The organism is Corynebacterium appendicis CIP 107643, assembly GCF_030408415.1.
Classification (GTDB): domain Bacteria; phylum Actinomycetota; class Actinomycetes; order Mycobacteriales; family Mycobacteriaceae; genus Corynebacterium; species Corynebacterium appendicis.
This window is the reverse complement of record NZ_CP046976.1, coordinates 1,650,599-1,673,122: the sequence shown is the minus strand read 5'-3', so window position 1 is coordinate 1,673,122 and position 22,524 is coordinate 1,650,599. Positions and strand designations below refer to the sequence as shown.

Annotated in this window: 20 protein-coding genes; 11 read left to right on the top strand and 9 right to left on the bottom strand. The window is 64.4% G+C overall.

Annotated features, from left to right (window positions below):
* Positions 1-40: 40 nt before the first annotated feature.
* The 6 genes from CAPP_RS08160 to CAPP_RS08135 all read left to right on the top strand — a co-directional run bounded on the left by CAPP_RS08160 (position 41) and on the right by CAPP_RS08135 (position 7,560).
* On the top strand, positions 41-1,363 hold the full coding sequence (locus CAPP_RS08160) for a glutamine synthetase family protein (RefSeq protein ID WP_076598662.1): 1,323 nt from the start codon (positions 41-43) through the stop codon (positions 1,361-1,363).
* 10 nt (positions 1,364-1,373) lie between these two features.
* Positions 1,374-4,436 (top strand): bifunctional [glutamine synthetase] adenylyltransferase/[glutamine synthetase]-adenylyl-L-tyrosine phosphorylase, encoded by a 3,063-nt coding sequence (locus tag CAPP_RS08155; RefSeq protein ID WP_076598663.1) that lies wholly within the window; start codon positions 1,374-1,376, stop codon positions 4,434-4,436.
* A gap of 29 nt (positions 4,437-4,465) precedes the next feature.
* Positions 4,466-4,795, top strand: coding sequence for a hypothetical protein (locus CAPP_RS08150; protein ID WP_076598885.1), 330 nt, complete (start codon positions 4,466-4,468; stop codon positions 4,793-4,795).
* A gap of 73 nt (positions 4,796-4,868) precedes the next feature.
* Entirely contained in the window at positions 4,869-6,323 is a 1,455-nt protein-coding gene (thrC, locus tag CAPP_RS08145) for a threonine synthase (protein ID WP_076598664.1), read from the top strand.
* Between the two features lie 18 nt (positions 6,324-6,341).
* Complete coding sequence (locus CAPP_RS08140; RefSeq protein WP_200803260.1) at positions 6,342-6,509, top strand: hypothetical protein; 168 nt, start codon at positions 6,342-6,344, stop codon at positions 6,507-6,509.
* Positions 6,478-7,560 carry a S1 family peptidase gene (locus CAPP_RS08135; RefSeq protein WP_234958737.1) on the top strand — a complete coding sequence of 361 codons (1,083 nt, stop codon included), beginning with the start codon at positions 6,478-6,480 and terminating at the stop codon, positions 7,558-7,560. Before CAPP_RS08140 ends, CAPP_RS08135 begins: the two co-directional genes overlap by 32 nt.
* 30 nt (positions 7,561-7,590) lie before the next feature.
* Here CAPP_RS08135 and CAPP_RS08130 read toward each other — a convergent pair whose 3' ends face one another.
* A complete protein-coding gene (locus CAPP_RS08130; protein ID WP_143313837.1) occupies positions 7,591-8,409 on the bottom strand; it encodes a hypothetical protein in 819 nt (272 codons plus the stop codon).
* Between the two features lie 103 nt (positions 8,410-8,512).
* On the opposite strand from CAPP_RS08130, the gene CAPP_RS08125 reads away from it, so the two are divergent.
* Both CAPP_RS08125 and CAPP_RS08120 read left to right on the top strand, forming a co-directional pair.
* Positions 8,513-9,037 (top strand): NUDIX hydrolase, encoded by a 525-nt coding sequence (locus CAPP_RS08125; protein WP_076598666.1) that lies wholly within the window; start codon positions 8,513-8,515, stop codon positions 9,035-9,037.
* A 6-nt stretch (positions 9,038-9,043) separates the two neighbouring features.
* Positions 9,044-9,676 (top strand): glycoside hydrolase family 25 protein, encoded by a 633-nt coding sequence (locus CAPP_RS08120; RefSeq protein ID WP_084560504.1) that lies wholly within the window; start codon positions 9,044-9,046, stop codon positions 9,674-9,676.
* A gap of 29 nt (positions 9,677-9,705) precedes the next feature.
* On the opposite strand, the gene CAPP_RS08115 is transcribed toward CAPP_RS08120, so the two are convergent.
* The 5 genes from CAPP_RS08115 to glnA form a co-directional block, all read right to left on the bottom strand.
* Positions 9,706-10,617, bottom strand: coding sequence for a hypothetical protein (locus CAPP_RS08115; RefSeq protein ID WP_143313838.1), 912 nt, complete (start codon positions 10,615-10,617; stop codon positions 9,706-9,708).
* An 82-nt stretch (positions 10,618-10,699) separates the two neighbouring features.
* The gene (locus CAPP_RS08110; protein ID WP_076598668.1) at positions 10,700-11,641 is read right to left on the bottom strand and encodes a TDT family transporter; all 942 of its coding nucleotides are present in this window, start codon (positions 11,639-11,641) and stop codon (positions 10,700-10,702) included.
* A gap of 177 nt (positions 11,642-11,818) precedes the next feature.
* Complete coding sequence (locus CAPP_RS08105; protein WP_076598669.1) at positions 11,819-12,346, bottom strand: type II toxin-antitoxin system VapC family toxin; 528 nt, start codon at positions 12,344-12,346, stop codon at positions 11,819-11,821.
* On the bottom strand, positions 12,336-13,127 hold the full coding sequence (locus CAPP_RS08100; RefSeq protein WP_076598670.1) for a hypothetical protein: 792 nt from the start codon (positions 13,125-13,127) through the stop codon (positions 12,336-12,338). The genes CAPP_RS08105 and CAPP_RS08100 overlap by 11 nt, the downstream gene beginning before the upstream one ends.
* Positions 13,128-13,292: 165 nt before the next feature.
* Complete coding sequence (gene glnA, locus CAPP_RS08095; protein WP_234958779.1) at positions 13,293-14,702, bottom strand: type I glutamate--ammonia ligase; 1,410 nt, start codon at positions 14,700-14,702, stop codon at positions 13,293-13,295.
* Between the two features lie 151 nt (positions 14,703-14,853).
* On the opposite strand from glnA, the gene CAPP_RS08090 reads away from it, so the two are divergent.
* Positions 14,854-15,333, top strand: coding sequence for an RDD family protein (locus CAPP_RS08090; protein WP_076598888.1), 480 nt, complete (start codon positions 14,854-14,856; stop codon positions 15,331-15,333).
* A 39-nt stretch (positions 15,334-15,372) separates the two neighbouring features.
* On the opposite strand, the gene CAPP_RS08085 is transcribed toward CAPP_RS08090, so the two are convergent.
* The 3 genes from CAPP_RS08085 to CAPP_RS08075 form a co-directional block, all read right to left on the bottom strand.
* Positions 15,373-16,161: a DUF4191 domain-containing protein gene (locus tag CAPP_RS08085; protein ID WP_076598889.1), complete on the bottom strand. Its 789-nt coding sequence runs from the start codon at positions 16,159-16,161 to the stop codon at positions 15,373-15,375.
* Between the two features lie 132 nt (positions 16,162-16,293).
* Positions 16,294-17,472, bottom strand: coding sequence for a MaoC/PaaZ C-terminal domain-containing protein (locus tag CAPP_RS08080; protein WP_084560505.1), 1,179 nt, complete (start codon positions 17,470-17,472; stop codon positions 16,294-16,296).
* Positions 17,473-17,477: 5 nt separating this feature from the next.
* On the bottom strand, positions 17,478-18,812 hold the full coding sequence (locus CAPP_RS08075) for a 3-oxoacyl-ACP reductase (RefSeq protein ID WP_076598672.1): 1,335 nt from the start codon (positions 18,810-18,812) through the stop codon (positions 17,478-17,480).
* Between the two features lie 194 nt (positions 18,813-19,006).
* Here CAPP_RS08075 and CAPP_RS08070 point away from each other — a divergent pair, with 194 nt between their 5' ends.
* Both CAPP_RS08070 and CAPP_RS08065 read left to right on the top strand, forming a co-directional pair.
* The gene (locus tag CAPP_RS08070; RefSeq protein WP_412459488.1) at positions 19,007-20,302 is read left to right on the top strand and encodes an acetyl-CoA C-acetyltransferase; all 1,296 of its coding nucleotides are present in this window, start codon (positions 19,007-19,009) and stop codon (positions 20,300-20,302) included.
* Between the two features lie 51 nt (positions 20,303-20,353).
* Complete coding sequence (locus CAPP_RS08065) at positions 20,354-22,468, top strand: acyl-CoA dehydrogenase family protein (RefSeq protein WP_076598673.1); 2,115 nt, start codon at positions 20,354-20,356, stop codon at positions 22,466-22,468.
* Positions 22,469-22,524 lie beyond the last annotated feature (56 nt).

Here is a 22,524-nt window from a genome sequence, read left to right as displayed (position 1 = left end):
TGTGGCGTCTGGCCGGGTATCGCTCACTAGTCTGGGAAGCATGAACAACCAACAAGAAAACGTTCTGCGCGATGTCGAGGAGCGCGATATCCGCTTCATCCGCCTCTGGTTCACGGACTTGTTCGGGGAGTTGAAGACGGTCATGATGTCCCCGGCGGAGCTTGAGGCGGCGTTCGACGAGGGCGTGGGTTTCGACGGCTCGTCGATCGAGGGCTTTTCGCGCGTCTCCGAATCGGACACGCTGCTGCAGCCGGATCCGTCGACGTACCAGCCGCTGCCGTTCGACGTGGAGGACGGGCTGCAGACGGCGCGGATGTTCTGCGATATCTCGATGCCGGACGGCAACCCGCTGTACGCGGATCCGCGGCAGGTGCTGCGCCGCCAGCTGTCCAAGGCGGCGGACGCGGGATTCGAGTGCATGGCCAGCCCGGAGATCGAGTTCTACGTGCTCAAGGGCGATGAGCCGACGCCGGTCGACGACGGCGGGTATTTCGATCAGGCGAAGCAGAACGCGGCGCCGCGGTTTCGTCGTCAAGCGATCTCTGCGTTGGAGTACATGGGGATTGTCACGGAATTCTCGCACCACGAGGGCTCGCCGGGGCAGCAGGAGATCGACTTGCGGCACACGGACGCGCTGACGATGGCGGACAACGTGATCACGTTCCGCTACGTGGTGAAGACGGTGGCGGAGTTCAATGGCGTGCTGGCCACGTTCATGCCGAAGCCGTTCCGGGAGCACAACGGGTCGGCGATGCACACGCACTTCTCGCTGTTCGAGGGCGAGGACAACGCGTTCCACGACCCGGACGACGAGTATTCGCTGTCGGCGACGGCGCGCCAGTTCATCGCCGGCGTCATCGAGCACGCGGGCGAGATCTCGGCGGTGACGAACCAGTGGGTGAATTCGTACAAGCGCCTCCAGTTCGGCTCCGAGGCGCCGACGGCGGCGACGTGGGGCGTGTCCAACCGTTCCGCCATGGTGCGCGTGCCCACGTACCGCCTGCACAAGCCGTTGTCGCGCCGCATCGAGGTGCGCACGATCGACTCGGCGGCGAATCCGTACCTGGCGTACGCGGCAATCTTCGCGGCCGGGCTGCACGGCATCGAGGAGGGCATGGAGCTCGGCGAGCCGGCCGTGGACGATGTCTTCGCGCTCACCCGCCGCGAGCGCCGCGCGATGGGCTACAAGGATCTGCCGGGGTCGCTCGACGAGGCGCTGCGCGTGCTGGAGAAGTCCGAGTTCATGGCAGAAGTGCTGGGCGAGCAGGTCTTCGAGTTCTTCCTGCGCTCCAAGTGGGACGAGTGGCACTCCTACGAGGACCAGATCACGCCGTGGGAATTGGCCCATAATCTCAACCTCTAAGAAAGGAACCATGGCCCGCAGCAGCTCACCGTCGCCTGCCCAACTTGCGCTCACCGGGGCGAACGCCGCCGAGGACTTGGAAAAGCTCGGCTGGAGCGACAATGACGTTCTCTACACGCTCGGGGGTTCGGGCAACCCGGACCTCACGCTCAACACGAGTTTCCGTCTCGCCGAGGCGCTCGGAGACGGTTACGAGGAATTGCGCCAAGCGCTTATCGACGACGACGTGCTCCGCGTCCGCCTCTTCGCCCTGTTGGGAGGCTCCACAGCCCTAGGCGACCACTTGGTGGCGCACCCGGAGGAGTGGAAGCTGCTCAGCGAACCGTTGCCCCGCTCCGAGGAGATCTTCCAGGTCATGTTGGGCGCGGTTGGGGCTAAGCCGGTCGAGGGGGACCCGACGGCGTCGTCACGCTGCGATTGTGCGGGTACCTACCGTGCCGCGGTGACGGGCACGGAGGCGAAGAAGCTGCTCAAAGACGCGTACCGCACGCTGGTCATGCGCGTGGCGGCGGCGGATCTGGCGGGGACGTATTCCGCGTTCAAGGGCTACGGCGCGCAGCACGAGGAGCTGGGCTACGGCGAGGTGACCGAGCTGCTGACCACGATCGCGGATGCCGCGCTGACCGCGGCGCTGGCTGTCGGGGTGTACGCGGTGCACGGCGACGAGGACTACGACGGAAAACTCGCCGTCATCGCGATGGGCAAGTGCGGTGCGCGGGAGCTGAACTATATCTCGGACGTGGACGTCATCTACGTCGCGGAACCCGCCGACGCGAAGGCGACGCGCGTGGCCAGCGAGATGACCGCGGTGGGCAATGCCGCGTTCTTCGATGTCGACCCGAACCTGCGCCCGGAGGGCAAGTCCGGCGCGCTGGTGCGCACCCTCGACTCCCATGAGACGTACTACAAGCGCTGGGCGGAGACGTGGGAATTTCAGGCGCTGCTCAAAGCCCGCCCGATGACCGGCGACATGGAGCTCGGCCAGGCCTATTACGACCGGCTGCGGCCGATGGTGTGGGAGTCCTCCCAGCGCGATTCCTTCGTCGAGGACGTCCAGGCGATGCGCCGCCGCGTGCTGTCGAATGTGCCGGAGGACATGCGCTCGCGCGAGCTGAAGCTTGGCACCGGTGGCCTGCGCGACGCGGAATTCGCCGTGCAGCTGCTCCAGCTCGTGCACGGGCGTATCGACGACTCCGTCCAGACCCAGAACACCATTACCTCCATCGATGCGCTGTCCGCCGGCGGGTACATCGGCCGCGAGGACGCAGCCGACCTGGTCGAGGCCTACGAGTTCCTGCGCCTGCTCGAGCACCGCCTCCAGCTGCACCGCTTCAAGCGCACCCACACGCTGCCCGCCGATGACGACGTGCAGAACCGCCGCTGGCTCGCGCTGACCTCCGGGTTCATCTCCTCGCCGACGGCGTCCGCCGTCGACGAGCTGGACCGGCGCCTGAAAAAAGAGCGCAAGAAGATCACCGACCTGCACACGCGCCTGTTCTACCGCCCGCTGCTCAACTCGATCGCGGAGATGAGCGTGGGTGAGGCACGTCTCGGTGCCGACGCGGCGAAGGCCCGCCTGAAGGCTCTCGGATACACCCACCCCGACCGCGCCTTCGAGCACCTCTCGGCGCTGGCGAAGGGCACCTCGCGCAAAGCCAAGCTGCAGCAGATCCTCCTGCCCACGCTCATGGCGTGGCTGGGGGAGACCGCCGACCCGGACGCGGGGCTGCTGAACTACAGGAAGCTGTCGGAGGCGGCCGTCGATAAGGCGTGGTTTCTGCGCATGCTCCGCGACGAGGGCGTCGTCGGCGAGCGTCTCATGCACATTCTGGGCACCTCCCCGTACGCGGCGAACTTGATTATCTCCGCGCCCGACGTGGTCAAACAGCTCGGCGACGGGGCCTCGCAGCCGAAGCTTCTGGATACCGCGCCGGACCGCGTGTACAAAGCCCTGGTGGCCGCGACGAAGCGCCACGCCGACCCCGACAAAGCCGTGAAAGTCGCGCGCTCGCTGCGCCGCGCTGAATTGGCGCGCATCGCCTCTGCCGACCTGCTCGGATTCATGGACGTGCGCGAGGTTTGCGAGCAGCTGTCCTGGGTCTGGGACGCTGTGCTCGAGGCGGGGATCCGCGCGGAGGTGCGCGCCGACCTCATCGCCCGCGGGGAGGAGGAGCCGCTGGCGCGCATCGCGGTGATCGGCATGGGGCGCCTCGGCGGGCAGGAGCTGGGCTACGGCTCGGACGCCGACGTGATCGTCGTCGCCGAACCCGCCGCGGGTGTCGACGAGACCGAGGCCTTGGCGTGGGCGGCAAGGATCATCGACCAAATGCGCAAGCGCCTGTCCAAGCCGTCCGGCGACCCGCCGCTGGAAGTCGACCTGGGTCTGCGACCCGAGGGGCGGTCCGGGCCCGTCGTGCGCACCATCGCCTCCTACGAGCGCTATTACAAAGAATGGGGCGCGGTGTGGGAGAAGCAGGCGCTGCTGCGCGCCACCTATGTCGCCGGCGACAGGGAGGTGGGCACCGCCTTCCTGAACGCGGTCGACCCGTTCCGGTACCCGAAAGGCGGGGCCAGCGAGGCCGATATCCGCGAGATCCGCCGCATCAAGGCCCGCGTGGACAACGAGCGCCTGCCCCGCGGCGCGGACCGCACCACCCACACCAAGCTGGGGCGCGGCGCGCTGTCGGATATCGAGTGGACCGTGCAGCTGCTCACCATGATGCACGCCCACGAATACGACGAGCTGCACAACACCTCCACTCTCGAGGTGCTGGACTTCCTGGTCACCGACGAAGCGCGGGACATCATCGCGCCATCCCAGGCGCGCACGCTGACCGAGGCGTGGCTGCTCGCCACCGAGGCGCGCAACGCGCTCGTGCTGGTGACCGGCAAGCGCACCGACCAGCTGCCCGGGCCGGGCGCGCAGCTCAACCAGGTCGCCGGCGCCGCCGGCTGCGACCCTCACGACGCGCAGGCCTTCCTGGACCATTACCTGAAGCTCACGCGCCGGGCGCACGGAGTCGTGGAGGAAGTGTTCTGGGGCGAGAAGCCGTCTTTCGAGTACGACGACTAGGTTTGGCGCGCGCAACTATGCTGGCGGGCATGGCTGTGAATCTGTCGATCGACCTGAACGACGCGACCTACGGCGACCTCGTCGCGCTGGTGGACGCCGCGCGCACCGCCGGCGCGGACTCCGCCACCTCGCTGGAACTGGACGGCACGACGCTGAAGGTCTCGGTGGCGGCGCCGTCGGTAAGCATGGCGCGAAGGGACGACGAGCGGGCCGCGCGGTACACGCGCGATCCGCGTCAGGCGCGCGACACCGCCGGCTTCGACGACCGCGTCCTGCCGGTGCTGGGGGAGAATGCCGTGCGCGGAATCATGGACATCCTCACCGGGCGACAGGATCCGCCCGGCGCGCACAGCCGTTAAATTCGCTGGCCACCCTGCGTCGCGCTACCCCCTGCCTTCTATCTGGTGATGGAGAGCACGTAGACTGCTCTAGGTGGATTACATCTCAACGCGCGACGCATCAGCTGCTCCGAACAAGTTCACCGACATCCTGCTGTCCGGGCTCGCCTCCGACGGCGGCCTGTACGTGCCCGTGGCGTACCCGCGGATCACTGAGGAGCGCCTGACGCAGTGGCGCGGTGTGCTCGCCGACGGCGGCTACCCGGCGCTGGCCGCCGAGGTGGTCAAGCTCTTCGTCAGCGATATCCCGCCGGCGAAGATCGAAGAACTCACCGCGAACGCCTACCGCACCCCGGTCTTCGCCGACGAGGAGATCGTTCCGGTGAGCACACTGGAGGACGACCTCTACATCGCCCACCTGTCCGAGGGGCCGACAGCCGCGTTCAAGGACATGGCGATGCAGCTGCTCGGCGAGCTCTTCGAATTCGAGCTGGCCCGCCGCGAGGAGACCCTCAATATTCTCGGCGCCACCTCCGGCGACACCGGCTCTTCGGCGGAGTACGCGATGCGCGGCCGCCACAACATCAACGTCTTCATGCTCACCCCGGCCGGCCGCATGACGCCGTTCCAGCAGGCCCAGATGTTCGGCCTCGACGAGCCGAATATCTTCAATATCGCCCTCGACGGCGTCTTCGACGACTGCCAGGACGTGGTCAAGGAGGTCAACGCCGACGCCGCGTTCAAGTCCAAGCACCACATCGGCGCGGTCAACTCCATCAACTGGGCGCGCCTGCTTGCCCAGACCGTCTACTACGTCTCCACCTACATCAAGGTCACCGAGAGCAACGACGAGCAGATCTCCTTTTCGGTTCCCACCGGCAATTTCGGCGACATCTGCGCGGGTCACATCGTCAAGCAGATGGGCCTGCCCGTGGACAAGCTGATCGTGGCGACGAACGAGAACGACGTCCTCCACGAGTTCTTCACCACCGGCCAGTACCGCCCGCGCTCGGCGGCCGAGACGCACGCGACGTCGTCGCCGTCGATGGACATCTCCCGCGCATCCAATTTCGAGCGCTTCATCTTCGACGTCATCGAGCGCGACGCGAACCAGACCGCGGATCTCTTCGGCGTCAAAGCCAAAGCCGACGGATTCGAGCTCGAGGACCACATCATGGAGGAGATCCGCACGCGCTACGGGTTCCTGTCCGGCACATCGACGCACGCGGACCGCGTATCGACGATCCGTGCCACCCACTCCGACCACGACGTCCTCATCGACCCCCACACCGCCGACGGCGTTTTCGTCGCCCGCGGTGTGGCCGATAAAGTGGACACCCCGATCGTCGTGCTGGAGACCGCCCTGCCGGTGAAATTCTCCGAGACGATCGTGGAGGCCACCGGGCAGGAGCCCGACGTGCCCGAGCGTTTCGCGCACATCATGGACGCTGAGCGCCACGTGGTCGACATGCCGAACGACGCCGAGGCCGTCAAGGAGTACATCGCCGAGACAGCTGCAGACGCAGCCGCGGCCGGGCAGAACAGCTAGCGCACAAGGAGACCCACCATGGCCCAGGAGCAGTTCGCAGGACCTGAGCACTACACCGAATTCGACCCGGAGAAATTCCTCCGCGACATGAACCTGATCAAGGAATTCGGAGTGAAGGGCGACAAGGGCGACTACGCCGAGAAGAGCACCACCGATGACGCAGATGCCGGAGAGCAGAACTCCTAAACACGCCGCACAGCCCGCCGATGTTTCGTACCCGTATTACGAAGCGGGCCGCACGCCGCAGCCGCAGGCGCACCAGCACGTGCAGCAGCGCGATTCCTCGGCGGGGTTGGGGTTGTGGGCGGCTCTGGTCGTGATCGCCACATTCATGGTCGCCTCCGTGGCGTGGCTGGGAGTGACCACGGCGCAGGACCCGACACCGACGGCGGAAGAGCGCCAGGGGCGCGAGCACGTCCAGCGCCCCGGCGAACAGCAGGGCGACGGAGAGAACGGCGAGAATCCGGAGCAGCCAGCGGAACAACCGCCGATGGGCGTGCAGGTCTCCTCGCCCGCATTCGCGCTGTGGGCGCCGGGCACGAAGATCCAGGCGACGGACCACTACCCGCAGCCGGGCGAGCAGTTCACGGCGCAGTCGTGCACCGTGGCCTTCAGTTTCAGCGGACCCGACGGGCGCAATTACGCTGTCACGGCCGGCCACTGCGGCAACGAAGGCGACCTGGTGTGGCCGACGTACGCGCAGACTGCCCAGGACTACTCGGTGGAGGTCGGCCACTACATCTACTCGGGCCTTTTCAGCGAGGATGTGGGGGAGACCGGGGACATCGACGTCGGCATCATCGAAATCACCGACCCCGACCGCTACATGGACCTGGTGGGCAAGCCGATCGAGACGGCGCTGTACCCCGGGGACATTCCCGCCGGGGAGGAGATCTGCAAGACCGGCGCCACCACCGGATTCACCTGCGGCCAGTTCGAGGCGTCCGGACGCAGCCAGATCATCCGCACCGATGCCGAGACCGAGCGGGAAACCTACGGCGATATCGCCCACGTGTGCGCGCTGCCGGGCGATTCCGGCGGGCCGGTGTTCTACCTCATCGGCGGGCGCGCCAGCATCATCGGCGTCGTCTCCGGTACGGAAGCCGGCCGCGCGGGCGAGCCGTGCGACGCAGAAGGCGCCGACACCAAGATGATGTCGTATTCCAACTACAACCAGGTCAAGGAAGTCATCGACCGAGTCGTCCCCGGCGTCGACTGGGTGGAGCAGACCTGGTAGGCGGCAGGGGAGACGTCGATAAGCGAATGCTTAGAACCGTTCGTCTTCCGTCCATGCGTCGGCCCGGCCGCGCGCTTTGACCAGGCGGTGAACCGCCTCGGGCGAGTAGGTGGAAAAACGGACCTCCTCCACCGCGCGCGGGCGGCGCACCTCGTGCCACGTCTCGTGGACGCGCGCGGCCTGCTCCTCATCGTCGACGTACCACGTCATCGACACGTAGTTGTTGCCGCCGTACGACGGGTTGTGCGCGAAATCGATCGAATCCGCCTCGCCGTCAAGCGCCACCTCCAACATGCGCTCGAACGTCTCGCCCGGCATCGTGGAGTAGCAGAAGCCGTTGAAGGTCACGCGCACATTATCGGGTGTGGTCAGCGCCATCGAATCCACGCAATTCTGCTCGAGCAGGCGGCTGACGTGCCCTGTGAATTCCGGCATGTCGTTCAGCGCGGTCTCCGTGATGTCGCCTGTTACCGCGACGCCCGTGTACGTGCGGGCTGTTTCCGCGTTCTCGATGTAGTGCGCGCGTATCGACGACCGCACCTGCTCCTCGCTCGTCTCCGGCGGTGTCGGCTTCGGCGGGCGCGAGACACTCGTCTGCCCGTCCGGGCCCGTCACCGTGGTCACCGTCGGGGTGTCCTGCGTGCTTGACGTGCTCGACGCTGTGCTGGTGGCCGTGCTTGATGCGCGCTCCTGCGCCGACGACTCGTAATTGAACAGCCCGACCGTGAGCACGACGCACACGAGAACCAGGGCCCCGAAACCGACGATGAACGCGCCCGCTGGCACGCGGCGGGGCACGTCCCTGGCGCTGTCCTGCGTGCGTGATGGTGGTGTGCCCTGCGTGCTCATAATGCACATGATGTTAGTTCACCCGCCCTCCCGCGCGGGGACGCGGGACGTAGACTTGGACGGCGAACTCGCTCGAATCTTCCGGACAGAAAGGTGCGCACACATGCCCATCCCCGAATTCATCGTGGAGACGCGGAAGAAGATCGGCACGGACCTGATGTGGATTCCCGCGGTCACCGCCGTGGTGCTGCGCGATTCCACCGACGACTCCCCGTGGGCGGTGCCCGACGTGCTCCTTGTCAAGCGCTCCGACAACGGTGCGTGGACGCCCGTGACGGGGATCTGCGACCCCGGCGAGGAACCGCACCACGCAGCCGTGCGCGAAGTGGAAGAAGAGACCGGCATTGCGGCATCTGCCGCTGCTCTGCTCGGCGTCGGTGCCGTCGGTCCGGTCGTGCACGCCAACGGCGACAACGCCACCTACATGTCCGTGGCCATCCGCCTCGAGGCCGACAACCCCGCCGCCGAGCCGAAAGTCGGCGACGACGAGAACACCGAGACCGGCTGGTTCTCCATCGCCCAGATGCCTGTGACCGACCCGAAGTGGCGCCTAGTCATCGCCGATGCCGTCGCCCAACGCAAGCACCCGGCGGCATTCACGCCGCGCATGGGCTTTTCCAAGCGCTAGGAATCAATGACGGATCCTGCCACGCCTGATGCCCCCGGAATCCAGATCGGCATCGACGTCAGCGAGCACCAGGACGGGCTGAGCCTGGTGCAGGCGGCTGCCGAGGGCATCCAGTTCGTCGTCGTGCGCACCACCGACGGCACCTACCGCGACCGGACGTACGCATCGCATGTCGACGATGCCCGCCGCGCCGGATTGCCCGTCGAGGCCTACCACTACCTGCGCAACCCGTCCGAGGGAACCACCGTCGCTGAGCAGGTCGAGGCCTCCTGTGCGGTGATGGGGCCGCGGGTGTATCCAGTCTGGATCGACTGCGAAACTCCCGCCGGTCTGCGCGTGGACCATGTGCGCCAGGCGCGCGACGAATTCGCCGCGCGCGGGGTGACCGTGGCCGGGATCTACACCTACCCGCGCTATTGGCGCTGGCGGATGTTCGGCGCCGCGACCGCCGAATTCGGCGCTGTATGGGCCGCCGAGTACGGCGCGGATCGCGCCGGGCCGCCGCGGGAACTTCTCGACGGCCGCCAGTGGCCGGGGAGCGTTGGAAAGCAACCTCCCGTGATGTGGCAGTACGGGTCGCGCGGCCTCGTCGCCGGCTACGAGGTCGACGTCAATGTGCGGCGCGTGATCAGCACGTAAGCAATCGCCGTCGGGTGGTGGGGCGCTATTTAGCGGCCGTACTGCTGGTACGGGTTGCCGCCGCCCGGTCCCTGCTGGCCAGGGTTGAACCCCGGACCCTGCTGGCCCTGCGGCGGGAACTGCTGGTTCTGCTGGAAGCCCTGCGGCTGTCCCGGCTGGCCGGGCCGTCCGGGACCGGCGAAGGCCGGTGCCTTGGCCGACTTGTTGGACATGCTGTTGATCAGGGCGTAGACGAAGACCGCGATGGCGGCGATGGCAAGCAGCAGCCAGATCCAAAAGCCGCTGCCAAGGCTGGTCGGCGCGACCTCATTGATCTCTTCGTCGCCGTTGGCGCGTGCGTAATTGACCACGGCAATGACGATCGCGATCACCTGGAGCGCAGCGGCAACGAGGCCGACAATGGCGCTGAAACGCTCCTGCTTGAAGAAGCCCAGGACGATGGAGGCGAGGTACGCGATGAGCACCATCGAGGTCAGCGCGATGAGCAGGACCTGGTCAGCGTTAAGGTCGGCCGCGCCGACGATCTCTTCCTCAGCCTCTTGAGTCATTTCGCCGAGTTTGCTGCCGTCGAACTTGACCTGGGCCCACCAGTTGATGGAGGCCGAGAAGTCGAGCACGAAGTCCTCGACGTCGATGCCGTAATCTCCGGCGGAATCCCCGAGTGTTTCCTCGATCTGGGCGCGCTGCGCGTCCAGATCCGTCTTGATCTTCAGGATGGGAAGAAAACTGCTGATCAGCGTGAGGAGGAACAAGCCGATCGACGCGAACGTCGGCCACCCTGGCATCGAGAAAGAGCTTGTCGACGCGGCGGTGGAGCCAGCAGGATGCTGGCCGCCGGGTCCGTGCGGCTGGTTGCCCCACTGTTGGTGGGGGCTGCTCGGGCCGGGGGTGCCGTGGTTGCCGTGATTGCCGTTCGGGCCTGGCGTGTTCGGAAGTGTCATCATCGCCTTCTTCGAGCAGTTGTACGGACGGCCCCAATATATATGTGCTCAGGCGTGTTCGCCGGGAAACGGGGGAACCGGCTTATACCTCCGACTTGTTGGGGCGTCCTTCTGCCACCCAGCTCAAAAAGCGTCCCGAGCACAGCGACCAGTGGATGATGAGGAGAAGCGGGATACTCAGCGCGACAACATCGAGCCACTCCGATCCGTTGACGAGGGCCAGCTGGTGGCCACCCATGCTGATTGTTCCCGGTGGGAAGGTGCACGACCACCACGCCGGGGAGTATTCGACCCAACGCACGACATTGGGGTAGAAGGTGAACATCGCGAACAGCGCCAGCGGAATGGCGATGCCGAGCGCGATCAGGCCGTAGAAGATCGAGACCGGACCGGGGTAGAGGATCTGCATTGCCGTCGTGGACTGGCCGACAACGCCGAGTGGAACCCACGCGGTCGCTGAATTCGGTCCGCGCAGGTCCACTTTCCGGTGCCACGCCGCCCAATAGACACGGATGAACACTGGCACCGCGGTCAGGATCGACATGGCGAAAAAGACCGTGCCCATGATGTGGTAGATCTCGCCGTAATCGCGGGCGAGCCAGCCCGCCACTGACGCCGAAATCATCGGCCCGACGAGAGGCAGTCCCCAGGTGAAGCGGGGCGTGCCGTCGAAACGTGTGAGCTGGATTGCCCACGTGACTACCGTGACGGGCGCACCGATCCAGAAGCCAATGAGGCGGTACACGCCCTCGCCCGTGACGCCGGAGAGCGCGGCGCCAAGTGCCAAGATGCCGATGAAGAACATCGACCATTCCGCCATGGTGGTGCGCTCGAAGCTCGGGTGGCGGTAACGCGCGAAACCGTACACGAGCACCACGAGGATCACGCAGGCGATCGCGCTAAAGACGCTCGCGCCGAACATCATCTGCTTTTCGACGAGCAGACGCGCGACGATCGACGTGCCCATGAGGCTGCCGCCCCAAGCGGGGCCGGGCGGAGGCAGTTGGCGGAACTTATCAGTCACTCAGCTGATGGTAATCATCTACGCTGATTGTGCGAAATATAAAACCCCACGACCTCTCCGGGGAAGGAAAGCCGTGGGGCGCGCGGTAGCTGAAACACTCCGGGGAATGGACAGATGATGCTCCGTCGCCGATATGCGTCAAACCTGTAATTAGCTCCTGAAGCCTTTTCGAAAGCCTCAATCAGGCAATTCAGCTTCGCCACCCGGTTGATCTGGAAGAACGAATCCCTTCTCTTCACCTGGGAAGAACGTGAGCGGCGGAGGAGGACATATCTCAATTCCAGGGATCGAGTCAGAGTGTTTTATGAGGCCGACGTCATTCGTAAATAAATACTCGCAGCCAGATTCGACCGCACAAGCAAGAACAGTGGCGTCTGGCGGTTTGATCACAAACTGTGTGGAGTAATCACGGGCGCGAAGCATGACTTTGCGGTTGACTTCCATCCATAAAACGTCCGCATTATCGAAGAATCTGCGGGCGGCTTGGATTTCTTCGTTATCGATAGGGCCAATGCTGGCTCCTTTGCGCATTCCGACGGCTCCGACGCCTTCGATGCCAACCAACGTGGATAGAACCACATCGAATCCGTCGTAACCCAACACCGCTTCGGTGCGGTCGTTGAGGTTCTCATCTTCGTCCAGAAACAAGCTGATAAAGAGATTCGAATCCACGGCAACGCGGACTGGTTCTTCCTTACGATCCATGGGCGTTGGTTCCTTCGGAGCGGAGCGCACGCATCATGTCCTGTGCTGTCGTTCCTTCTTCTTTCAATCGCCGCCAAATACCGCGCCCCGAAACAGGAACCGTCTTGATTGGCAGTGCCTCAACACTCTTAGCGCTTATCTCCTCGGGCGCATTGGTTTCAGGGTGCCTTTTCAATACGCCCGACACTTCGACTAGCCCTCGAAGGTTGCTGCGGATTGCTTCGTCGAGGTCTTCATCGAAAAGTACTCTCACGTCTTCGTTGGTGAGTGAGTCACGCATTTTCGCGCTAAGCCCTTTAGCGCTGACTTGGTAACTGTAGAGTGTCCCGACCACAGAGCCGATCGAAATGGGAGTCTTCTTCATCGCCTCCTGGATGGACGCAAGCAGAGCGGAATCGAGTTGCGTGACGCGCAGACTGGAACTGCCCGAGAGCTCAGTTGAGTCAACGCCGCTGCGGTTAGATAGCTTCGCCAAGTCCTGCAATAGGGTCGCCTGCTTAGATGACCAGTTAGAAGGCATTTCCTTGTGATCACGAATCGAATCTATGGCGCGCAGAATCGTTGTTTCCACTTCAGGTGTGGCCACAACGCCAGTCACCGCGCTTCCGGAGCGGAGGGATGCCATTTTGACTGGGCCTCGCCCGGGAGTGAAGCTCCCGACCAACTTTCTGAGAAGTTCGAGTCCATCAACAACTGTCTTGGCATCAATAGCGCCCATTTCGCCATTGAGCTTGAGTTCGAGGGCGTGCTGAGTCTCGGTTGACGGGTCTTGGTCCTTCATGGTCACCTCCTATACCCGTATCGACCTTGTATCCCAAAGTCTATGCGGAAAGGTGAACCACGCCTGTTTCGACTCAAAATGGCTAGAACATGCGTCAGTGACCGGGCGTGAAGAACAAGCGCCTAGGGCGAGATGAAACTCGGACCCCAGGCATATCACTGTGCTTTAGACGTCGAAGTACAGCTCGTACTCGAGCGGCGTCGGGCCCATGCGCGACGGGGTGATCTCGTTGTCGTGCTTGAGCTTGATATAGGTCTCGATCAGGTCGTCGGTGAAGACATCGCCCTCGGTGAGGAAGTCGTGGTCCTCCTCCAGCGCAGCCAGGGCGGCCTCGAGCGAGGTCGGTGCCTGCGGGATGGACTTGGCCTCCTCCGGCGGGAGCTCATAGAGGTCCTTGTCCACCGGCTCGTGCGGCTCGATGCGGTTCTTCACACCGTCCAGGCCAGCCATCATCATCGCGGCGAAACCGAGATACGGGTTGCCCGACGGGTCCGGCGCGCGGAACTCGATGCGCTTCGCCTTCGGATTGGTGCCCGTGATCGGGATACGGATCGTGGCGGAGCGGTTGCGCTGCGAATACACGAGGTTGATCGGGGCCTCGAAGCCCGGCACCAGGCGGTGGTAGGAGTTCAGCGTCGGGTTGGTGAACGCCAGGACAGCGCCGGCGTGGTGCAGGATGCCGCCGATGTAGAAGCGGGCGATATCGGACAGGCCGCCGTAGCCGGACTCGTCGTAGAACAGCGGCTCGCCGTCCTTCCACAGGGACTGATGGGCGTGCATGCCCGAGCCGGCCTCGCCAGCCAGCGGCTTTGGCATGAACGTCGCGGTCTTGCCCCACTTCTTGGCGGTGTTCTTGATGATGTACTTGAAAGTCTGCAGGTCGTCCGCGGCGTGCAGCAGGGTGTTGAACTTATAGTTGATCTCCTGCTGGCCGCCGGAACCCACCTCGTGGTGGAAGCGCTCAATGTCGAATCCGGCCTTGGCCAGGTTCAGGGCCATGTCGTCGCGGACATCGAGGGTCTGGTCGTACGGCGGGACCGGGAAGTAGCCGCCCTGCATGCGAGTCTTGTTGCCCAGGTTCGGGGTGCCGTCGTTTTCCAGCTCGCGGTCGCGGTTCCACCAACCCTCGACGGAGTCGACCTCGTAGAACGACTTATGGGCCTCGGCGGAGTAGCGAACGGAATCGAACAGGTAGAACTCCGCCTCAGCGCCGAAGAAGCAGGTGTCGGCGATGCCGGTGGATCCGAGGTACTCTTCCGCCTTCAGCGCGATATTGCGCGGATCGCGGGAGAACGCCTCGTGGGTGAACGGATCGTTGACGAAGAACTTCACGTTCAGGGTCTTCGCCTTGCGGAACGGGTCGATCTGCGCGGTGGCGAGATCCGGCATCAGGATCATGTCGGATTCGTCGACAGTGGTGAAGCCGCGGATCGACGAACCGTCGAATGCCAGGCCTGCCTCGACAGCGTCCTCGTCGAACATGGAAGCTGGGATGCTGAAGTGGTGCTCGATGCCAGGAACGTCTGTGAAGCGGACGTCAACGAATTCGACTTCTTCGTCCTTGATGAACTTCATTGTGTCCTGGATATTGTCAAAGCCCACGGTGAATAACTCCTTGAGTGCAAATTGGGTGCTTCAACCGATGTTACATGCAACAGGAATGTCTCCGCCGGTGTACTCAAGAGCGAATTCGGAATGAAAACACCGTGCTCTATCCTTGATGACCATGGGTAATGCGCAGCGTGGCGGCAACGCCGAAAAACATTCGCCCCAGCCCGCAGGCGGCGACGACTACGCGGTCGTGCGCTGGCCGGGGGAGAACCTCGGATTGCCGGAGTCCGGTCCCGGCGCCATGGCCTCCGTCATGCGGCGCGCGGTGGGCGTGTTCATTGACTGGGGAATCTGCTGGATCATCTCCGGCCTGATCGTCATGAACACCGACGCATTCGGTGGAACGGCAACACTGACCTATTTCCTGTGGTGGATCATGGGGATCATCACCGGCTGGCTGTTCGCCCGCACGCCGGGAATGGCGGTGCTGGGGATGGGCGTCGCCCGCGTCGATAAGCCTGGCGAGACCGTCGGCTTCTGGCGCGCAGCGGTGCGCACCATCTTGACGGGCTTCATCTTCCCCGCAGCGATTGTCGACGCCAACGGTCGCGGCATGCACGACCGCGCGACCGGCACAGCAGTAATCCGCTCGTAACCGTGAGCGGCTAACGAGCGGATTTAGCTGGAATAATTCCTATTTGCCCTTGCGCTGCTGCATGCGGCGCATCTTGCGGTTCATGCCTGCCATATTCTGCGCCTGGTGCGGCATCGGGCCCTTCGGCAGGCCGGCGCGCTGGCCGCCGCGGATATTGTCCATCGCCTCGAGCTTCGCGTTGACGGAGTAGACCTCGTCCTTGCCGTAGTTCTTCGGCAGTTTCAACAGGGTGCGCTGGAGCTTCTTCGGCGGAACCTGGTCCTCGCCGGAACCCACGAGGATCTCGTGGATCGGCACGCCCGCCACCAGGCGGTCGATGCGCTTGCGTTCCTTGTCCATCATCGGCTTCAGGCGCTTCGGGTCGCCCTCGCCGACGAGCACGATGCCCGGGTTGCCCACCACGCGGTGGACGGTGTCCATCTGCGGGTTCGCGGCGACGCCGGTCTTGGTGATCCACACGATGCCCATGGTGTTGCGCATGTTCTCGAGCGTCCAGCCGGCAGCGCCCGGGGTGTCGCCGACCTCTTCGTACATCGAGCCCTCGAGGCGGCGGGTGAAGATGAACATGGCCAGCACGAAGCCGAACAGGATGCCCGGCACGAGCATGAACCATTCGCCGCCGAACAGCAGGCCGATGAGGAAGAACAGCAGCGCCACGCCGACGATCGCCGCCAGCATCAGCGGGATCAGCTTCTTGTCGCGCTTGCGCTGGAGGTTGAACGCCTGCCAAATCTGCGAACGAGTCTGCTTGCGCTTCGTGCGCTTCGCCGAGCGCATCTCCTTCTTCGCGGATTTATCGGCTGCGGTTGCCTTCTTGTCCTTTGCCATGGCCACCAGAGTATCGAAGAGTCCGCGCAGGACACGAACTACCACGGCCTTGACTGCCTCCATGCGAAAACCCGCCCTCCCTCGCGGTGAGGGGCGGCGGGTTCGTGCAATTAGCGCTCAGGCGTTTACTGCTTACAGAGGGGTGATCTCCGCGTTGAGGTGCAGCTTCTCCGGCTTGGAGGAACCGCGCAGCTGGATGTCGTGAGAGCCGTCGTCCTCTTTGATGGTCCACAGCGCGACCTGCGCCGGAATCACCACGGGCTTGACGAACTCGACGGAGTAGCGCAGCGCATCCGGCAGACGGCCCTCCAGCGGGGCGAGCACAGCCGCGGCGGAGTACATGCCGTGGGCGATGCGCGCCGGGAAGCCGAAGAGCTTCGCACCCAGGTTGGAGGTGTGAATCGGGTTGTGGTCGTTAGAGGCCTCGACGTACGCGTCGACATTGGAGCCGTTCCAGCGCCAACGGGCGTTCGGCTTGAACTCCGGCAGTTCCGGCTTGGGCAGGACCTTGCCGGAATCCTCCGCGCGGGTTGTCACGCTGACATCGGCCGACTTGGCGAATTTCGCGCCCATGCCCAGGAAGGTCGACGTCTGGCGCCATACCGGCTTGTTGGTGTCGTCGCCCTCGACGAAGATTTCGGTGACGATGTCCACCAGCAGTCCACGGCGGTGTGGGCGCAGGTTCTCGCCGTGGGAACGGATGGTGTAGGTGTCGTCGATCTTGAGCGTGCGGGTCTGCTCGATCACGTTGGTCACGTGCACCGCGCCCATCGCCGCGTACGGGAAGTCCGGGCGGGAGAGCAGTTCCATGACCAGCGGGAAGGAAAGAACGAAGAAGTAGGTCGGCGGCAGGTCGTTGCCCAGGCGCAGCCCGGTCGCGCTGGTGTAGTCGGCCAGGTTGGCCTTGTCCACCTTGATGCCGCTTACCTGGATTGCCGAGGTCGGGTCCTGTTTCGCTTCGCGGGTGCCGCCGATACCCGGGATCGCGCTGAGGAAGATCTTGCGGTTGATTGCCTTCATGTCCGGGATGGACGAAAGGTTTTCGTAGGTGCGGTTGCCGCCCGACGGTGCCTTCGTGGAGGTCTTCGGCTCGTCCTGAGATTCAATCTTCTGCTCGACCTTCTCAGCGGTGTCGGCGACCTTTTCCTTCACCCCGTCGACGGCATCCTTTGCCTTGCCGGCGACATTTTCGGCCTTGTTCTGAGCCTTGGCTGCAGTTTCCTTGACTTCAGCCTGAGCGTCGGCGGCGGCTGCTTCGGCTTTCTTCTTCGGGTCGTTGCCGTCGTTGCCCTTGTTTACAGGAGTAGTCATCGTGTTTACGCTCCCAGCAGGTTCTGGCCGCAGACGCGGACGGTGTTGCCATTGACAGCGACGGAGGACGGTGCGGAGAAGTATGCGACGGTCTCGGCGACGTCGACTGGCTGACCGCCCTGGTTCAGGGAGTTCAGGCGGCGGCCGACCTCGCGTGGGCCGAATGGCATAGCGTCGGTCATGTCGGTCTCGATGAAGCCCGGTGCGACGGCGTTGATGGAGCCGCCTGCCTCTGCGATGCGGTCAGCGAGGGCGTCGACGAAGCCGACTACGCCAGCCTTGGTGGTGGCGTAGTTGGTCTGGCCGCGGTTGCCCGCGATGCCAGCCATGGAGGAAACACCGATGATGGCCGGCTTCTCAGCGAATGCGTCGGCGTCGAGCAGTGCCTCGGTGATGCGCACCGGTGCGACGAGGTTGATGTTCTGGACCATGTTCCAACGGCCCTCGTCCATGTTGACGAGCAGCTTGTCGCGGGTGACACCGGCGTTGTGGACGATGGTGTCGATCTTGCGGCCGTAGCGCTCCTGGGCGTGCTTGGCGATCTCCTCGGCAGCCTTCGGGTCGGTGACGTCGAGCGGGAGAGCGGTGCCCTTTACCTTGTTAGCGGTCGCGGCCAGGCCCTCGCCAGCCTGCGGGATGTCCACGCAAATGACCTTGGCGCCGTCCCGGGCCAGGGTTTCAGCAATGGTGGCGCCGATGCCGCGGGCGGCACCGGTCACGACGGCCAGACGGCTCTCGAGCGGCTTGTCCCAGTTCTCCGGCAGCTGGACATCGACCGGGGTGATCCGGATGACCTGCGCGTCGACGAAGGCAGACTTGCCGGACAGGAGGAAGCGGAGAGTGGACTCGACCTTGTTGATCTGAGCGCCGTCGATCGCCGGGTCGACGTAGACGAGTTGGACGGTCGCGGACTTGCGCATTTCCTTGGCCAGGGAGCGCGTGAAGCCCTCGAGTGCGCGGGCGGCGATGCGGGCATCAGCGGACTCGAGAAGCTCCGGGGTGGTGCCGATGACGACGATGCGGGCGTTGTCCAAGACCTTCTTCAGCTGCGGGTTGAAGAATTCGTAGAGCTGGACGAGGTCCTCCGGCTTCTCCAGTGCGGTGGCGTCGAAGACGATGCCGGCACGCTTGGTGTCGGCTTCAGCCTTAATCAGCTTGTACGGGCCATCTAGGAGCGTGGTGATCTGGTCGGCCAGACGGCCGTTGCCGCCGACGACGACCGGGCCGTGGAGAAGGGCCTCGCCCTGCTTGTAGCGGCGCAGGGGGTAGCCCTGGGGGACACCCGCCTTAGCGGCGAGAGGGGAGTTGATGAACTGTTCGAGGAGGCCTTTCGATGCCACAATTATCTCCTTCTGCTTTTGGGGGTTGCGACCGTATCAATTCGGTAGCTCTGTGTCGGATACTATTATAAGATCGCAATGGTGACGAACCTTACAAAGTTCGAACTTTGTAAAATGTCAGACAAAATCCTCACGGTAAACGACTGAACAGCAGTTACTTACCTCGAGCTCCATGGGAAGTGCAGGAAATAAGCATGAATCAACCCCGCAAAGTAGCCATCCTCGGCGGAAATCGTATCCCGTTCGCGCGTTCCAATAAGGAGTACGCGAAGGCCTCTAACCAGGACATGCTGACCTCGACCCTCAACGGTCTGGTCGCACGCTATGGCCTGCAGGACCAAGAGATGGGTCTCGTCGTCGGCGGCGCTGTGCTGAAGCACGCGCGCGATTTCAACCTCGTCCGCGAGTCCGTGCTCGGCTCCGAGCTGGCGCCTTCCACCCCGGCTTTCGACCTGCAACACGCCTGCGGCACGTCGCTGACCTCCGCTATCCAGGTCGCTGACGCGATCGCCCTCGGCCGCATCGAGAACGGCATCGCCTGCGGTTCCGACACCACCTCGGATGCGCCGCTGGCTGTCAACGACACCCTCCGCAAGACGCTGATCCGTCTGTCCAACGCGAAGTCCGTGAAGGACCAGTTGAAGCTCGCCGGTTCCATCCGTCCGAGCCAGCTCGCTCCGGAGCAGCCGCAGAACGGCGAGCCGCGCACCGGCCTGTCCATGGGTGAACATGCTGCAATCACCGCCCGCGAGATGGAGATCACCCGTGAGGCCCAAGATGAGCTGGCGGCGACCTCCCACCAGAACCTGGCAAAGGCGTACGACGAGGGCTTCTTCGACGACCTGATGACCCCGTTCCTGGGCGTCAACCGCGACACGAACCTCCGCCCGGATTCCACCGTGGAGAAGCTGTCCAAGCTCAAGCCGGTCTTCGGCAAGAAGGACGCGGAGCAGCACGGTGGCACCGCCACCATGACCGCTGGCAACTCCACCCCGCTTACCGACGGCGCCGCGGCAGTCCTGCTGGGTTCCGAGGAGTGGGCGGAGGAGCAGAACCTCCCGGTCCGCGCGTACCTGGTCGACTCTGAGCTGGCCGCCGTGGACTTCGTCTCCGGCAAGGACGGCCTGCTGATGGCTCCGACCTACGCAGTTCCGCGCCTGCTCGAGCGCAACGGCCTGACCCTGCAGGACTTCGACTTCTACGAGATCCACGAAGCATTCGCTTCCCAGGTGCTTGCCACCCTCAAGGCCTGGGAAGACGAGACCTACTGCCGCGAGCGCCTCGGCCTGGACGCCCCGCTGGGCTCCATCGACCGCTCCAAGCTCAACGTCAAGGGCTCTTCGCTGGCAGCCGGCCACCCGTTCGCGGCGACCGGTGCACGCATCCTCGCTTCCGCGGCGAAGACCCTCGAGGAAAACGGTGGCGGCCGCACCCTGATCTCCGTCTGCGAGGCAGGCGGCCAGGGCGTTGTCGCGATCGTCGAGCGCTAAACCACCACACCCCAACCCAATAGAGGAAGCATTCAAGGAAAGAAGGGCATCATGACTTCTGTTGAGGATAAAGTCCGCAAGGTCAATCTGGAGCGCCGCCCCCAGAAGGCGCATCCCGAATCCCGTTCCCCGCAGGCACTGCCGGAGACCCCGGACGCAGCAGTCGCGGGCAAACTGAAAACGCTGCTTGACGGCCAGTGGGAAGAGCAGAAGGACAACATCCGCGAGCAGCTCAACCGCGAAGAATCGCTGCCGATGATCGAGGGATCCGTCGAGGAAATCCGCGCTGCCCTGCTGGAAAAGGTCAAAATGGTGGCTGCCTCGGGCATGATGCAGACCGCATTCTCCAAGGCCAACGGTGGCTCCGGCGAGGCTCATATCGGCATTCTTGGCTTAGACCTGCTCGGGCAGTTCAACGGTTCGCTGGCTATCAAGTCCGGCGTGCAGTTCGGCCTGTGGGGTGGCGCTGTGGACGTGCTCGGCACCGAGCGCCACCGCGAGTACGCGCAGGGCGCCATGGACCTGTCCAAGCTCGGCGCCTACGGCATGACCGAGCGCGGCCACGGCTCCAACGTCCAGGAGCTGGAGACCACGGCAACCTACGACCCGGAGACCAAGGAGTTCGTGATCAACTCCCCGTCTCCGTCCGCGACGAAGGTCTACATCGGCAACACCGCACGCGACGGCCGTTGGTCCGCAGTCTTCGCTCAGCTCTACACCCCGGGTGTGGAGGAGTCTCACGGCGTGCACTGCTTCGTGGTGCGCATCCGCGAGGAGGACGGTTCCCCTGTCGAGGGCGTGTCCATCGGCGACCACGGCCACAAGGGCGGCCTGCTCGGTGTCGACAACGGCACCCTGACCTTCGATAATGTCCGCATCCCGCGCGAGGCTCTGCTGAACCAGTTCGGCGACGTCGACGAGGAAGGCAACTACACCTCGGCGATCGACTCGAAGAACCGCCGCTTCTTCACCATGCTGGGCACCCTGATCCGCGGCCGCCTCGCCGTCGGCGCCGCCGGCGCAGGTGCGACCAAGTCCTCCCTGGCGATCGCCCTGAAGTACGCGCACCAGCGCCGCCAGTTCGATTACGGCGACACTGGCACTGAGGACAAGCTGATCGACTACCGCGCGCACCGTCGCCGCCTGATCATTCCGCTGGCACGCTCCTACGCGCTCCAGCTGCTGCAGAACCAGTTGACGGCACGCTACGCGGACCAGACCGAGCGCCAGGCGTCCGGCGAGTGGTCCGTGACCAACCCGACCGATGCGCAGGCGCTCGCGTCCCGCGAAATGGAGACCCTTGCGGCGGCCTTCAAGGCTGTGGCCACCGAGCACGCCACGGACACCATCCAGGAGTGCCGCGAGGCCTGCGGCGGCGCCGGCTTCATGTCGGAGAACCTGCTGACCACCTACCGCGCAGACACCGACGTGTACAACACGTTCGAGGGCGACAACACCGTCCTGCTGCAGCTGGCCGGCAAGAACCTGCTGACGGCCTACACCAGCGAGATGGCTAACCCGTCCGCGATGGACATCGTGAAGTTCGCGGCCACCAACGTGACCGACATCTTCCGCAGCCGCGCCGGCCTGGGCTCCACCGTCCAGTCCGTGGTGGACACTTTCACCAACGAAGAGTCGTCGCTGTTCGACGCCGACTACCAGCTGAAGGTCGTCCAGATGCGCGAGCAGCTGGTCATGCGCTCCCTGATCCGCCGCATCCAGGGCGCACGCAAGCTGGACAAGGCCGAGGCCGCCAAGGTCATCGACAAGGCCCAGGACCACATGCTGAACGCGGCGTGGGCCTACCTCGAGAACCTCATGGTTCAGGCCATGATCGAGGCGGAACGCTCCCTGCCGGTCGGCTCCACCGAGCGCGCTGTCTTCGAGCAGGTCCGCCACCTGTTCGTCTTGGACACCATCGTCCGCGAGGCTGGCTGGTACCAGGAGCACAACGTGATCTCCTCTGGCCGCGTCAAGGCAGCCCGCGCCTCCATCAACGACCTGGTCGACTCCCTCGGCCCGTGGTCCGAGGTGCTCGTGGACGCCTTCGCCGTCCCGTCTGTCGTGCTCGACCGCCCGCTGTTCAAGGACGGCGGCACGGACGATTCCCGCGACAACCCGGAGGCAATGAGGGTCGGCTCCAATATCCCGACCGCTAAAAAGTAGGGGTAGACGGTAGCCCCACCAACGGTTCAATCCCCAGCCGAGGCCACTCGGCTGGG